The organism is Streptomyces sp. NPDC029044, from assembly GCF_040637495.1.
Classification (GTDB): Bacteria; Actinomycetota; Actinomycetes; order Streptomycetales; family Streptomycetaceae; genus Streptomyces.
Genome location: NZ_JBEZWN010000007.1, coordinates 98,229 through 110,987, shown reverse-complemented (window position 1 = coordinate 110,987; position 12,759 = coordinate 98,229). Strand labels below are relative to the sequence as shown.

14 protein-coding genes are annotated in these 12,759 nt (G+C 70.6%); 11 read left to right on the top strand and 3 right to left on the bottom strand.

The features are described from left to right. The first annotated feature begins 47 nt into the window (after nt 1–47). Nucleotides 48–599, top strand: a complete 552-nt coding sequence (locus AB0E85_RS09240) for a helix-turn-helix domain-containing protein (protein ID WP_361924242.1) — start codon at nt 48–50, stop codon at nt 597–599. Then, complete coding sequence (locus AB0E85_RS09235) at nt 596–2,131, top strand: MFS transporter (RefSeq protein ID WP_361924240.1); 1,536 nt, start codon at nt 596–598, stop codon at nt 2,129–2,131. Before AB0E85_RS09240 ends, AB0E85_RS09235 begins: the two co-directional genes overlap by 4 nt. 217 nt (nt 2,132–2,348) lie before the next feature. Here AB0E85_RS09235 and AB0E85_RS09230 read toward each other — a convergent pair whose 3' ends face one another. Then, a complete protein-coding gene (locus tag AB0E85_RS09230) occupies nt 2,349–3,023 on the bottom strand; it encodes a lysophospholipid acyltransferase family protein (RefSeq protein WP_361924238.1) in 675 nt (224 codons plus the stop codon). Between the two features lie 385 nt (nt 3,024–3,408). On the opposite strand from AB0E85_RS09230, the gene AB0E85_RS09225 reads away from it, so the two are divergent. The 3 genes from AB0E85_RS09225 (at nt 3,409) to AB0E85_RS09215 (ending at nt 5,724) form a co-directional block, all read left to right on the top strand. Then, the gene (locus tag AB0E85_RS09225) at nt 3,409–4,584 is read left to right on the top strand and encodes a glycerophosphodiester phosphodiesterase (RefSeq protein WP_361924236.1); all 1,176 of its coding nucleotides are present in this window, start codon (nt 3,409–3,411) and stop codon (nt 4,582–4,584) included. A gap of 90 nt (nt 4,585–4,674) precedes the next feature. After that, the gene (locus tag AB0E85_RS09220) at nt 4,675–5,169 is read left to right on the top strand and encodes a sigma-70 family RNA polymerase sigma factor (protein ID WP_361924234.1); all 495 of its coding nucleotides are present in this window, start codon (nt 4,675–4,677) and stop codon (nt 5,167–5,169) included. A 57-nt stretch (nt 5,170–5,226) separates the two neighbouring features. After that, nucleotides 5,227–5,724 carry a GNAT family N-acetyltransferase gene (locus tag AB0E85_RS09215; protein WP_361924232.1) on the top strand — a complete coding sequence of 166 codons (498 nt, stop codon included), beginning with the start codon at nt 5,227–5,229 and terminating at the stop codon, nt 5,722–5,724. A 97-nt stretch (nt 5,725–5,821) separates the two neighbouring features. Here the strand turns inward: AB0E85_RS09215 and AB0E85_RS09210 are convergent, their stop codons facing one another. Together AB0E85_RS09210 and AB0E85_RS09205 are read right to left on the bottom strand one after the other, a co-directional pair. Beyond that, nucleotides 5,822–6,253: a hypothetical protein gene (locus AB0E85_RS09210; protein ID WP_361924230.1), complete on the bottom strand. Its 432-nt coding sequence runs from the start codon at nt 6,251–6,253 to the stop codon at nt 5,822–5,824. After that, complete coding sequence (locus tag AB0E85_RS09205; protein WP_184561721.1) at nt 6,234–6,593, bottom strand: hypothetical protein; 360 nt, start codon at nt 6,591–6,593, stop codon at nt 6,234–6,236. The genes AB0E85_RS09210 and AB0E85_RS09205 overlap by 20 nt, the downstream gene beginning before the upstream one ends. 69 nt (nt 6,594–6,662) lie before the next feature. Between AB0E85_RS09205 and AB0E85_RS09200 the strand changes: the two genes are divergently transcribed. From AB0E85_RS09200 to cbiE, 6 genes are all read left to right on the top strand, one after another. Next, nucleotides 6,663–7,313, top strand: coding sequence for an HAD family hydrolase (locus tag AB0E85_RS09200; protein WP_361924228.1), 651 nt, complete (start codon nt 6,663–6,665; stop codon nt 7,311–7,313). A gap of 375 nt (nt 7,314–7,688) precedes the next feature. Further along, on the top strand, nt 7,689–8,723 hold the full coding sequence (locus AB0E85_RS09195; protein ID WP_361924226.1) for an ATP-binding cassette domain-containing protein: 1,035 nt from the start codon (nt 7,689–7,691) through the stop codon (nt 8,721–8,723). Next, entirely contained in the window at nt 8,720–9,427 is a 708-nt protein-coding gene (locus AB0E85_RS09190) for a methionine ABC transporter permease (protein WP_361924224.1), read from the top strand. The genes AB0E85_RS09195 and AB0E85_RS09190 overlap by 4 nt, the downstream gene beginning before the upstream one ends. A 63-nt stretch (nt 9,428–9,490) precedes the next feature. After that, entirely contained in the window at nt 9,491–10,309 is an 819-nt protein-coding gene (locus AB0E85_RS09185) for a MetQ/NlpA family ABC transporter substrate-binding protein (RefSeq protein WP_361924222.1), read from the top strand. A 140-nt stretch (nt 10,310–10,449) separates the two neighbouring features. Further along, nucleotides 10,450–11,082: a GNAT family N-acetyltransferase gene (locus AB0E85_RS09180; protein ID WP_361924220.1), complete on the top strand. Its 633-nt coding sequence runs from the start codon at nt 10,450–10,452 to the stop codon at nt 11,080–11,082. A 145-nt stretch (nt 11,083–11,227) separates the two neighbouring features. Further along, on the top strand, nt 11,228–12,445 hold the full coding sequence (cbiE, locus tag AB0E85_RS09175; RefSeq protein ID WP_361924218.1) for a precorrin-6y C5,15-methyltransferase (decarboxylating) subunit CbiE: 1,218 nt from the start codon (nt 11,228–11,230) through the stop codon (nt 12,443–12,445). Nucleotides 12,446–12,759 lie beyond the last annotated feature (314 nt).

Here is a 12,759-nt window from a genome sequence, read left to right as displayed (position 1 = left end):
ATGCCCTAGGTGAGACATTCATGTCTCATATGGAGTATGGTCGTCTCATGGCTGTCGATCCTGAGCACGTGCTGCGCGCCGCCGCGGCCCTGCTGACCCGCAAATCCACCGCGACCATGGACGAGGTCGCCAAGGCCGCCGGGATCAGCCGGGCCACGCTGCACCGCCACTTCGCCGGGCGGGACGCCCTCGTCCGGGCGCTGGAGGCGCTCGGCATCGCGGAGTGCGCGGCCGCGCTGGACGCGGCCCGGCTCGACGAGGGCACGGCGAGCGATGCCGTACGCCGGCTGGTCGGAGCGGTAGAGCCGGCCGCCGGACTGCTCGCGTTCCTCTACACCGAGAACCAGCTGTTCGAGGGCGAGGAGCAGAACGCGGGCTGGGCCCTGATCGACGACCGGATCTCCGCCCTGTTCCGGCGCGGTCAGCTCAGCGGCGAGTTCCGCATCGACCTCACGCCCGCCTGGCTCACCGAGGCGCTGTACGGCCTGCTGGCCTCCGGCGCCTGGCTGGTGCACAGCGGCAAGGGCGCACCCAAGGACTTCCAGCACATGATCGTCGAGCTGTTGCTCGGCGGCGCACTCAGGAGAGAGGAATCATGACCAGCACCCTGCGGCCAGCGTCGACGACCGAGGTGGTGAAGCGCCCGGGCCGCTGGCTCGCGCTCGGCGTTCTCGTGCTCGCCGTGCTGCTGGTGGCCGTCGACGCGACCGTTCTCGGTCTCGCGACCCCCTACATCAGCGAGGACCTCAAGCCCTCGGGCACCCAGCTGCTGTGGATCGGCGACGTCTACTCGTTCGTCATCGCCGGTCTGCTCGTCTCCATGGGCAGCCTCGGCGACCGCGTCGGCCGCAAGCGGATCCTGCTCGTCGGCGCCACGGCGTTCGGCGCGATATCCGTGTTCAACGCCTACGCCACGACCCCCGAGATGATGATCGTCGCGCGGGCGCTGCTCGGCGTCGCCGGCGCGACCCTGATGCCGGCCACGCTCGCGCTGATCCGCAACCTCTTCCACGACCCGCGCGAGCGCAGTCTCGCCGTCGGCGTCTGGGGCGCCACCGCCTCCGCCGGTACGGCCGTCGGCCCGATCGTCGGCGGGTTCCTGCTGGAGCACTTCTGGTGGGGGTCGGTCTTCCTCATCAATCTGCCCGTGATGGCCGTGCTGGTCCTGGTCGGAATCAAGCTGCTGCCCGAGTCGCGCACCGCGAATCCCGGTCCGTGGGACCTGGTCAGCGTCGTGCTGTCGCTGGTCGGCATGATCGGCGTCGTGTACGCGATCAAGGAGGCGGCGACCCACGGCTTCGCAGGAACCACCCTGGCCGCGGGCCTGCTGGGTGCGGCCGCCCTGTACGGGTTCGTCCGCCGTCAGCTCAGGCTCCCGACGCCGCTGCTGGACATGCGGCTGTTCCGCAACCGGGGTTTCAGCGGGGCGGTGCTGGCCGACCTGCTGACCATCCTCGGCCTGTCCGGGCTGGTGTTCTTCCTGTCGCAGTACCTGCAACTCGTCCAGGGCAGGCGCCCGTTCGAGGCCGGGCTGGCCGAGCTGCCCGCGGCGGTCGGAGCGGTGGTGGCCGGACTCGTCGCGGGGCGCGCGGCCCGGCGCCTGTCGGTACGGACCGTCGTCTCCGGCGGCCTCGCGGCCATAGGCCTCGCGTTGGCCGCGCTCACGGTGCTCGACCAGTCCACCGGCTATCCGCTGCTCGGGGCCGCGCTGCTGGTGGTCGGCGTGGGCGCCGGCTTCTCGTTCACCGTGACCGCCGACGTGATCCTCTCCAGCGTGCCCAAGGAGCAGGCGGGCTCCGCGTCCGCGGTCTCCGAGACGGCGTACGAACTCGGTGCCGCGCTCGGCATCGCCGCGCTCGGCTCGATCGTGACCGGCGTCTACCGCGACTTCACCGGCCCTGCGGGCACACCGGCCGCGGCCCATGAGTCACTGGGTGGCGCGGTCGAGGCGGCGGCGCACATGCCCGCCCACAGCGCCGGCGTGATGCTGGACGCGGCCCGCACGTCCTTCGTCGACGGCCTCGCCCTGGCGGCGGGCGTGGGCGCGACGGTCCTGCTGGCCGCGGCGGTGGCGGCGTGGTTCCTGCTGAGGGGCCAGAGGCTGGAGGGCGCCGGAACAAACCACGCATAGGGCCACGCCCTTGAGGTCACGCCCTCGGGGGCGCGGGGAACTGCGCAACACGGGCACGGGGTTCCTGACATCCACGCCCTTGAGGTCACGCCCGGAAGGGGCGCGGGGAACTGCGCGACAAGCCCCCACAACCCGCAGCCGCCAACGGTCCCAGGCCACCCGACCCGACCCCGCGCCCCCGCGCCCCGGCGCCCCGGCGCCCCGGCGCCCCGAAAACCTACGCCGCTTCCTTCGCCTTGCTCGCGTACATGTCCACGTACTCCTGCCCGGACAGCCGCATGACCTCCGCCATCACCGAGTCGGTCACGGCCCGCAGCACATACCGGTCCCGGTCCATCCCCTCGTACCGGGAGAACTCCATCGCCTCACCGAACCGCACGGTGACCCTGCCCGGCCGCGGCAGCCCCGCCCCACCCGGCTGCAACTTGTCCGTTCCGATCATGGCGAAGGGCACCACCGGCGCACCCGTCATCAGGGTCAGCCGGGCGATCCCCGTCCGCCCCCGGTACAGCCGCCCGTCGGGAGACCGCGTCCCCTCCGGGTAGATGCCGAACATGCGGCCTTCCTCCAGCACCCGCCGCCCGGTCATCAGCGCGGCGACACCGCCCCGGCCACCGTCGCGGTCCACCGGGATCATGCCGACGCCGGTGAAGAACCAGGCCATCAGCCGGCCCTTGAGACCCTTGCCGGTCACGTACTCGTCCTTGCCGATGAAGACGACCTGACGGTCGCAGACCAGCGGCAGGATCATCGAGTCGATGAACGTCAGGTGGTTGCCGGCCAGGATGACCGGACCGTCACCGGGGATGTGCTCCGCACCCTCCACCCGTGGGCGGAACATCAGGCGCATGACCGGGCCGAGCACTGCCTTGATGAGTGCGAAGCGGGACAACGGACCCTCCGGTGTCAAGGGGTTCTGTATGAGTCTGTGCAGGTGAGGACGATACTCGCGGCCCCGGGCATCGCGCACATCGGGCACGGCGACTTCACCGAGGCCTTACGCATTGTTGACGCGTGTTTACCTGCGGTGGCGCGCCGCCGGTAGGACGAAACGCGGCCGACATGATGTGACACACATCGCCCCGGAGCACATCGCACGCGTTCCCAGAACCGCCGGACCGAATCGAACAGACACGACGGACCGTCAATTCGTTCTCCTCACCAGCCACTACGACATCCGACGTCACCGGCGTGTTCGGCCGGAGGTCTCCCACCGGTCATGTACGCGCCCCTACGATCGGCCCGCAGTGACGAGCCGAACGGCAGGGAGGGCGCTCATGGGAACACAGGAGTCGAACGAAGAAACGAGCGGTACCGGAGCGGGCGGAACCGGACGGCGGGCCCTGCTCGGCGCGGCGGTCCTCGGCGCCGGGGGAGCGGTCCTCGGCACGGCCGGCATCGCGCGGGCCGACGCCGCCCGGCACGGCGGCGGACCGGGAAGCCTGCCCAAGCCGACGATCATCGGCCACCGCGGCGCCAGCGGCTACCGCCCGGAGCACACCTTCGGTTCGTACCAGCTGGCCCTCGACCTGGGCGCCGACGTCGTCGAGGCGGGCGACCTGGTCCCGACGAAGGACGGACACCTGGTCTGCCGTCACGAGCCGGAGATCGGCGGCACCACCGACGTCGCCGACCACCCCGAGTTCGCCGGCCGCAAGAAGACCAAGCTGCTCGACGGCGTCTCCACCACCGGCTGGTTCACCGAGGACTTCACGCTCGCCGAGCTGAAGACCCTGCGCGCGGTCGAGCGCATCCCGGCCAACCGCCCGCACAACACGCTCTACGACGGCCGCTGGGAGATCCCCACCTTCGAAGAGGTCCTCAGATGGCAGGACGAGCAGACCCGCAAGCGCGGCAGGCAGGTCTGGATCTACCCCGAGCTCAAGCACCCCACCTACTTCCGCAAGCAGGGCCTCCCGCTGGAGGAGCGTGTCGCCAAGCTGCTGCGCAAGTACCGCAAGGACCGGCGCACCTCCCCGGTCATCCTCCAGTCCTTCGAACCGACCAGCGTCCAGCGCCTGCACAAGCTCGTCGACAACCCACTGGTCGTCCTGCTGTCCTCGGCGAACTCCCGCCCGTGGGACTTCGTCGAGTCCGGTGACCCGCGCACGGTCGCCGACCTGGTCAAGCCGGCCGGCCTCAGGGAGATCGCCTCCTACGCGCGCGGCATCGGCCCGACCCTGGACCTGGTCATCCCGCGTGACGCCCAGGGCAGGCTCACCCGGCCCACGACGCTGGTCTCCGATGCGCACAAGGTCGGCCTGATCCTGCACCCGTACACGATGCGCAACGAGAACCCCTTCCTGCCCGCCGACTTCCGCAAGGGCACGGACGCGGACGCCTACGGTGACGTCTTCGGCGCGTACAAGGCGTACTTCGCGACCGGCATCGACGGCGTCTTCACCGACCAGCCCGACACGGGGCTGCTGGCCCGCGAGGACTTCAACGGCTGAGCCCGTCAACGCCTGAGCCCACACCCCCCGGTCGAGTGAGCTTCGGCCGCCCGGGCAACCCGCCGCCCGGGCGGCCGCGTCGCTCCGCATATGACGCACGACCTGGTCACCGCCCTGCGCCCGTTGCTCACCGCCGAAGCCTCCGCGGAGGCATATTCCGCCGGAACCGAGCCGGGCGACCTGGAGCAGGCGGTCTGGCTCCGCCTGCTGGAGCGCCTCGACGCCGAGGGCCCGCCGCTCGACCCGCAGCGGTGGCTCCGCCGCGCCGTCCGCTCCGAGGTGCGCCGCACCCGCCGTACGAGCCGTCTCGAACGGCCGTACGCAGGTGAACCGGTCGACGACCCGGACCGCGATCCCGAACAGCTCGCCCTCGCGGCGGCCCGCGGCCGGGCCCTGCGCGAGGCCGTGCGCCGCCTCCCGGGCCGCTGCCCCCGGCTGATGGAGGCCCTGCTCTCGCGGGAGGACCTGACATACCGGGAAATCGCAGGGGAGTTGGGTATCTCACAGGGGAGCCTTGGCCCGGAACGTTCCAGATGCCTGGGATGTCTCCGAAGATTGCTCACGCCGGAGGTTGCGGCCCACTGAGGACGGGGATAGGAGTGGGGAACGACCGGTGATCAGATGAGCGGGAGGCGTGCGCACATGGGCATGAGCGTGACCATCTCTGCGGCGACCGAGCAGGACGCGGAGCAGATCTTCAGACTGCAGTACCTGTGCTTCCAGACGGAGGCGGCGCTGTACGGGAACTACCGCATCGACCCGCTCGTCCAAACCCTCGACTCGGTCCGCGAGGAGGTCACCCGCGACTGCGTCTTCGTGGCCCGGCTCGGCGAGGAGGTCGTCGGCTCGGTCCGCGGCTCGGTCACCGAGGACGGCGCCGCCGGCATCGGCAAGCTCTGCGTCCACCCCCGCCTCCAGGGGCACGGCATCGGCGCCCGCCTGCTCCGGGCAGCCGAATCGGCCCTCGCCGGCCAGCACGGCGCCACCCGCTTCCGCCTCCACACCGGCCACCGCAGCGAGGGCAACCTCCGCCTCTACCGCAAGGTCGGCTACGAGACGGTGGGCACGTCGCAGGGCTCCGACGGCGTACCGATGATCGTCCTGGAGAAGCCGGCGAGCACGTACGCGGCGACGGCGTGATGACCGGCCTTCTTTAGTGGCGCGGGGCTGCGCCCATATGCGGCTCCGCCGCGTGGGCGCGACGAGCCACGGACGGCCCGCGGCCGCCTGATGAACCTCAGGCGGCATCCCCGTCGTGCGCACGGGAAGCCCGCAGCCAGTAGATGGCGGACACCGGCAAGATCACCGGAATGAAGAGGTAGCCCATCCCGAAGTCCGACCACACGGTCGCATCCGGAAACGCCGACGGCTCGATCAACGTCCACGTCCCCACCGTCAGCACACCCACCAACTCGGCGACACAGCACGCCAGCGCAGCCCTCCGCGCCGTCTCCCCACCCCGCACCAGCGAGTACGTGATGAACCCGTACACGACGCCCGCCACCGCCGACAGCGAATACGCCAGCGGCGCCCGGTCGAACTCCGTTGCGATCTGATAAGCGGACCGCGACACCGCTCCCACGACCATCACGCCGTACAGCCACACCAGCAGCGTGCCCGGACCGCTGATCAGCCGGCGCCGGCTCACCTCAGCCTCCCCAGATGTCATAGAGACGCACCTCCAGCACCGCCAGCACCACGCCGCCGGCGGCCACCGTCACCGAACCCCACCGCGTCCGCTCGGCCAGCGACATGAAGCCGGCCGCCGGGACGCACGCGAACGCCCCCAGCAGATACGCCACGAAGATCGTCGTGCCCTGCTCCGGCTTCTCGCCCTGCGCGAGCAGCACGATCCCGGCCACCAGCTGGATCAGCGACAGCAGCGTGACCACGGCCATCCCGATGAAGTGCCAGTCCTTCGTCGGCTGGTCACGGTAGGCGGCCCAGCCGCACCAGGCGGCGAGCAGCAGCGCGGCGACGCCGGTCACCAGCGTCAGGACATCAAGCATGCTGCGACCTTATTACGGCCGAAAAGGCCCGATGCCTGCGGCCCTGGCCTGCGCCGTAGGGTCGAGGGCATGACGATCCACGCACAGGCCCTGCTGTTCGACAACGACGGAACCCTCGTCTCCTCCCTCGCCTCGGTGGACCGCTGCTGGACCCGGTGGGCCACGGAGTACGGGATCACGGCCGAGGAGTTCGCCCGGGTCGAGCTGCACGGACGGCCGGCCGCCGAGATAGCCGCCGACCTGCTGCCCGCCGAGATCGTCCCGCAGGCCGTCGCCCGCATCGAGGACCTGGAGGTCGACGACGTGCCGAACGGCGGTGTGCACCTGCTGCCCGGCACCCGTGACTTCCTCGGCTCCCTGCCCGGCGACCGCTGGGCCGTCGTCACCTCCGCCACCCGGCGCCTGGCCGAGGCCCGGCTCGACGCGGTCGGCATCCTGCCCAAGACCCTGGTCGCCGCCGACGACATCACCCGCGGCAAGCCCGACCCCGAGCCCTACCTCCTCGCCGCCCGCGCCCTCGGTGTCGACCCGGCGCGCTGCGTCGTCTTCGAGGACGCCCCCGCGGGTCTGGCGTCCGGCCGCGCCGCCGGCATGACCACCGTGGCGTTGACCACAACCCACCAGGCCCACGAACTGGACGCCGATCTGGTCGTCGACAACCTGTCGGCCCTGTCCGCACTGGTCACCGAGCAGGGCGTGGAGATCTCCCTGCGCGGCTGACCGATCGCGGCCCTGTCCACCGCTGTCCAGCATCCGGACAGCGGAGGGCCGGTCAGGACCGTACGCATGTTTTACTGACGACATGACCACGACGAGCGACCGCATCCCCGCGACCGAGGCGACCATGACGCCCGGTGCTCGTTGTATGTGTCGAATGTGCGCCTTCTAGAGGGCCCCCGCACCACCCCCTGAGCTCGCGCCCCGAAGCGAGACACGGCCCGTCCGCGCGCCCTGAGCGCTGCGTGACCCGAAGCCGCCCCGCGCACATGTTCTCCCCGGTTCCACTCCCCAGCGAGAACCGTGTCGCGTCCCTGACCGAATGCACCTGTGCCCGGGCACACCCACGCCCGCGCACTCGACAGTGACGGAATCCCAGTGATCACCACCTCGGGCCTGACCAAGGTCTACCGTGCACGCGGCCGCGAGGTCACCGCCCTGGACGGCGTCGACCTGCACGTCCGCGAAGGCGAGGTGTACGGCGTCATCGGCCAGTCCGGCGCCGGCAAGTCCTCGCTCATCCGCTGCGTCAACCTGCTGGAACGCCCCACCTCCGGCACCGTGACCGTCGCCGGGCAGGACCTCACCGCCCTGGCCGGCCGCGGCCCGCGCGCCGGAAGGGAACTGCGGCAGGCGCGCAGCCGCATCGGCATGGTCTTCCAGCACTTCAACCTGCTGTCCTCCCGGACCGTCCAGGACAACGTCGAACTGCCCCTGGAGATCCTCGGCAAGAGCGGGAAGGAACGCTCCCGCAAGGCGCTGGAGCTGCTCGACCTGGTGGGCCTCGCCGACAAGGCGAAGTCCTACCCCGCGCAGCTCTCCGGCGGTCAGAAGCAGCGTGTCGGCATCGCCCGCGCCCTCGCCGGCGACCCGAAGGTGCTGCTGTCCGACGAGGCCACCAGCGCCCTCGACCCGGAGACCACCCGCTCGATCCTGGCGCTGCTGCGCGACCTCAACCGGCAGCTCGGCCTGACCGTCCTGCTCATCACCCACGAGATGGACGTCGTGAAGTCGGTCTGCGACTCGGCCGCCCTCATGGAGAACGGGCGCATCGTCGAGTCCGGCACGGTCAGCGAGCTCCTCGCGACCCCCGGCTCGGAACTCGCCTCGGCGCTCTTCCCGCTCGACGGCGAGGCCTCCGGTGAGGACCGCACCGTCGTCGACGTCACCTTCCAGGGCGAGAGCGCCACCCAGCCCGTCATCTCGCAGCTGGCCCGCACCTACAACATCGACATATCGATCCTCGGCGCCGCCATCGACACCGTCGGCGGCCTCCAGGTCGGCCGGATGCGCATCGAACTGCCCGGCCGCTACGAGGACAACGTCGTGCCGATCGGCTTCCTGCGGGAGAAGGGCCTGCAGATCGACCTCCCGGGCCACGAGTCCGTACTGGTGAAGGAAGGTGCCAAGTGACCTGGTCCGAGATGCAGCCCCTGCTGGAGCAGGCGTGTTGGGACACGCTCTACATGGTCGGCTGGTCCACGCTCATCGCCGTCGTCGGCGGACTGCCGCTCGGCATCCTGCTCGTCCTCACCGACCGCGGCGGCCTCGTGCAGAACCTCGCCGCCAACAAGGTCATCGGGCAGGTCGTGAACATCGCCCGCTCCCTGCCGTTCATCATCCTGATGGTCGCGCTGATGGGCTTCACCCGCTCGATCACCGGGACGACCATCGGCGTCGAGGCCGCCATCGTGCCGCTCGCCGTCGGCGCCATCCCGTTCTTCGCGCGCCTGGTCGAGACGGCCGTCCGCGAAGTGGATCACGGGCTCGTCGAGGCCGTGCAGTCCATGGGCGGCAACACCTGGACCATCGTCCGCAAGGTCCTCGTCCCCGAGTCCCTGCCGTCGCTGATCTCCAGCACCACCACCACGATCGTCGCCCTCATCGGCTACTCCGCCATGGCCGGCACCGTCGGTGCCGGCGGCCTCGGAGACATCGCCATCCGGTATGGCTACCAGCGCTTCGAGACCCAGCTGATGTGGATCACCGTCGCGATCCTCGCCGTCGTCATCTCGGTCATCCAGTTCGCCGGCGACTACGCGGCCCGCTCCCTGCACCGCCGCGGCGCCCACTCCGGCCCCGCCCCCAAACTGCGGCTCCTCAAAGCCGCCTCCTGAACCTCCCCGTACACCCACCACGGGGTCGCACCACCCGCAAGGTCATAAGGAAAGGCACTTTTCGTGCGTAACACCGCCAAGATCACCACCGCCGTTCTCGCCGCCGGAGCCCTCACCCTCGGGCTCAGCGCATGCGGGGCGGGCAGCTCCGGCACGGACGGACCCCTGATCGTCGCCGCCAGCCCCGTCCCGCACGCCGAGATCCTGAACTACGTGAAGGACAACCTCGCCGAGAAGGAGGGCCTGGACCTCCAGGTCAAGGAGTTCACCGACTACGTCACGCCGAACACGGCGACGCAGGACGGCTCCGTCGGCGCCAACTACTTCCAGAACAAGCCGTACCTCGACGACTTCAACAAGAAGAACGGCACCGACATCGTGCCCGTCGTCACGGTCCACCTGGAGCCGCTCGGCCTCTACTCCCACAAGGTCAAGAAGGCCGACGAGCTGAAGAGCGGTGCGACCGTCGCCATCCCCAACGACACGGTCAACGAGGCCCGCGCCCTCAAGCTCCTCGCGGCCGACGGGCTCATCACCCTCAAGGCGGGCGTCGGCAACGAGGCGACCCCCTCCGACATCACCAAGAACCCCAAGAACCTGAAGTTCAAGGAGCTGGAGGCGGCTCAGACCCCGCGCTCCCTCGACGACGTGGACGCCGCCGTGGTCAACGGCAACTACGCCATCGAGTCCGACCTCAAGCCCTCCGAGGACGCCCTCGTGCTGGAGTCCCCGAAGAACAACCCCTACGGCAACTTCCTCGCCGTGAAGAAGGGCCAGGAGGACGACCCGCGCGTGAAGAAGCTCGCGAAGCTCCTCACCTCGCCCGAGGTCAAGAAGTTCATCCAGGACAAGTACGCCGGCTCCGTGCTCGCCTCCTTCTGAGCCCACGCCCGGCACCCGCGCGCACGGGGCCCTTCCCCCACCCGGTGGGGAGGGTCCCGTGGTGCGGATCAGTGCTTTCATGCTGCATGCTGGGCAGTTCAGCATGCCCTGAAGGTTCACCGAAGGTTACGGAGCGGCGCATGACGAGCACCTTCCCCAACATCTCCATCAGCACGGAGCGGTTGGTGCTGCGTCCCCTTGACGAAGACGACGTCGCCTCCCTGGCCGCGATGATGAACGACGAACAGGTGGCGGCCTGGACCTCCGTCCCCCAGCCCTTCACGGAGGACGGCGCCCGCACCTGGATCACCGAGTACGCCCCCGCCGAGCGCACCGGGGGACGCGGAATCGACTTCGCCGTCACCGAGTTCCTCACCCAGCGCCTGGTCGGCGTCATCCAGCTCACCAAGACCAACTGGCACGTACGCTCCACCGAACTGTCGTACATCATCGCCCCCTGGGCGCGCGGCGAGGGCTACGCCTCCGAGGCGGCCCTCGTCACCGCCCAGTGGCTGTTCACGGACCAGAAGTTCGAACGCATCGAACTGCGCACGGCGGCCGACAACACCGCCTCCCAGCAGGTCGCGCAGAAGATCGGCTGTATCAGCGAGGGCGTGCTGCGCAACGCCTGTATAGCCCGGGCCCGTGCCGAGGACGGCACCTGGACCGACGTACGCACCGACTTCATCGTCTGGAGCCTGCTCCCCGAGGACCTGGAAGGCGTCGGCGAGCAGCTGCGGGACGGCTTCACCTCCTTCGGCGACTGGAACTGACCGGAACCACCCGCAGGACGACGGCGACGACGCCGCCGGGGCTCCCCCCGACACCTCCACCGGGTACCCTCACGGAGCCCGCCCGCGGGCTGCTCCCCACAACGCCACGCAGACGACCTGCGAAAACCCCTGGAGACTGACGACGATGGCCGACCGGGTCACGGTGATCGGCTGGGACGGTTCGCCGCTGACCGCCGCGGCGAGCGCCGCCCTGGGTGCCGCCACGCTCGTGGCCGGTGCCGCCCACCACCTGGCGCTCCCCGAGATACCCGCCGGCGCCGAGCGCATCCGCCTCGGCAGCGTCGCCCTCGCCGCCCGCCGCATCGCCGGCCACCGCGGCACCGCCGTCGTGCTCGCCGACGGCGACCCCGGCTTCTTCGGTGTCGTACGCACCCTGCGCGCCCCCGAGTTCGGCCTTGAGGTGGAAGTCGTCCCCGCCGTCTCCTCCGTCGCCGCCGCCTTCGCCCGCGCCGGTATGCCCTGGGACGACGCACAGGTGGTCGTCGCACACCCCCGCACGCTGCGACGCGCCGTGAACGTATGCCGCGCCCACACCAAGGTCGCGGTCCTCACCTCACCCGGCGCGGGCCCCGCCGAACTCGGTCTGCTCCTCGAAGGAGTCCACCGTTCCTTCGTCATCTGTGAGGAACTCGGCACCACGCGCGAGCGCGTCACCGTCGTCACCTCCGACAAGGCCGCCGACCACACGTGGCGCGACCCCAATGTCGTCATCGTCCTGGGCGGCCCGGCCCGGCCGGACCCGGCGGGCGAGGCCGGCGGCTGGATCTCCGGCCGCGACCCGTCCGCCGGACCACGCGGGTGGACCCTGCCCGCCGACGCCTACGGCGACCTCGGTGAGGGCGAGACCCAGGTGCTGCGCGCCTCCCAACTCGCCCACCTCGGCCCCCGCGTCGGCGACCTCGTCTGGGACATCGGCTGCGGCAGCGGCGCCTTCGCCGTCGAGGCCGCCCGGGCCGGCGCCGCCGTGCTCGCCGTCGACAGCGACCGGGCCGCCTGCGCCCGCACCGACGTCGCCGCCCGCCGCCTCGGCGTCCAGCTCCAGATCGTGCACGGCATCGCACCGCACATCCTGGAGAACCTCCCCGAACCCGATGTCGTCCGCGTCGGCGGCGGGGGAGCGGCCGTCGTCTCGGCGGTCGCCGACCGGCGCCCGCAGCGCATCGTCACGCACGCCGCCACCCGCGACGCCGCCGAACTCATCGGCCGCGACCTCACCGAGCACGGCTACGCCGTCGAGTGCGCCCTGCTCCAGTCCGTCGAACTCGACACCAGGGCCTGGACGGAGAAGGAACGGAGCGTCGCGTTCCTGCTCAGCGGCGTACTCCCGCGACGCAGCGCCTGATCCCGCCGCTGTCCCCGTGATCGGCTTGTCGTACTGCGCGCGGTAGGCTGGCCGATCGCTGCACCGCACAAGGACGCCCGGCGCTTCGTCGGCCAATGTCCGGAAAACGCGCCCGTTTTGGGGTGTGTGTGGTACGGCAGAACCGGAGGGCGCGCAACGTGGCGCAGTCCACAGCGGAACCGTCGCGGATCAAGCTGCCGTGAGGGTGGTACGGCCGCAACAATGCCAGTGAATGGCTTTGTCGCCTTTTCGGGGCGGACCGTTCGTGCCGCTGGGGACGCACGCTCGTTCTTCACTGCGGGGCGGTCGGTGCG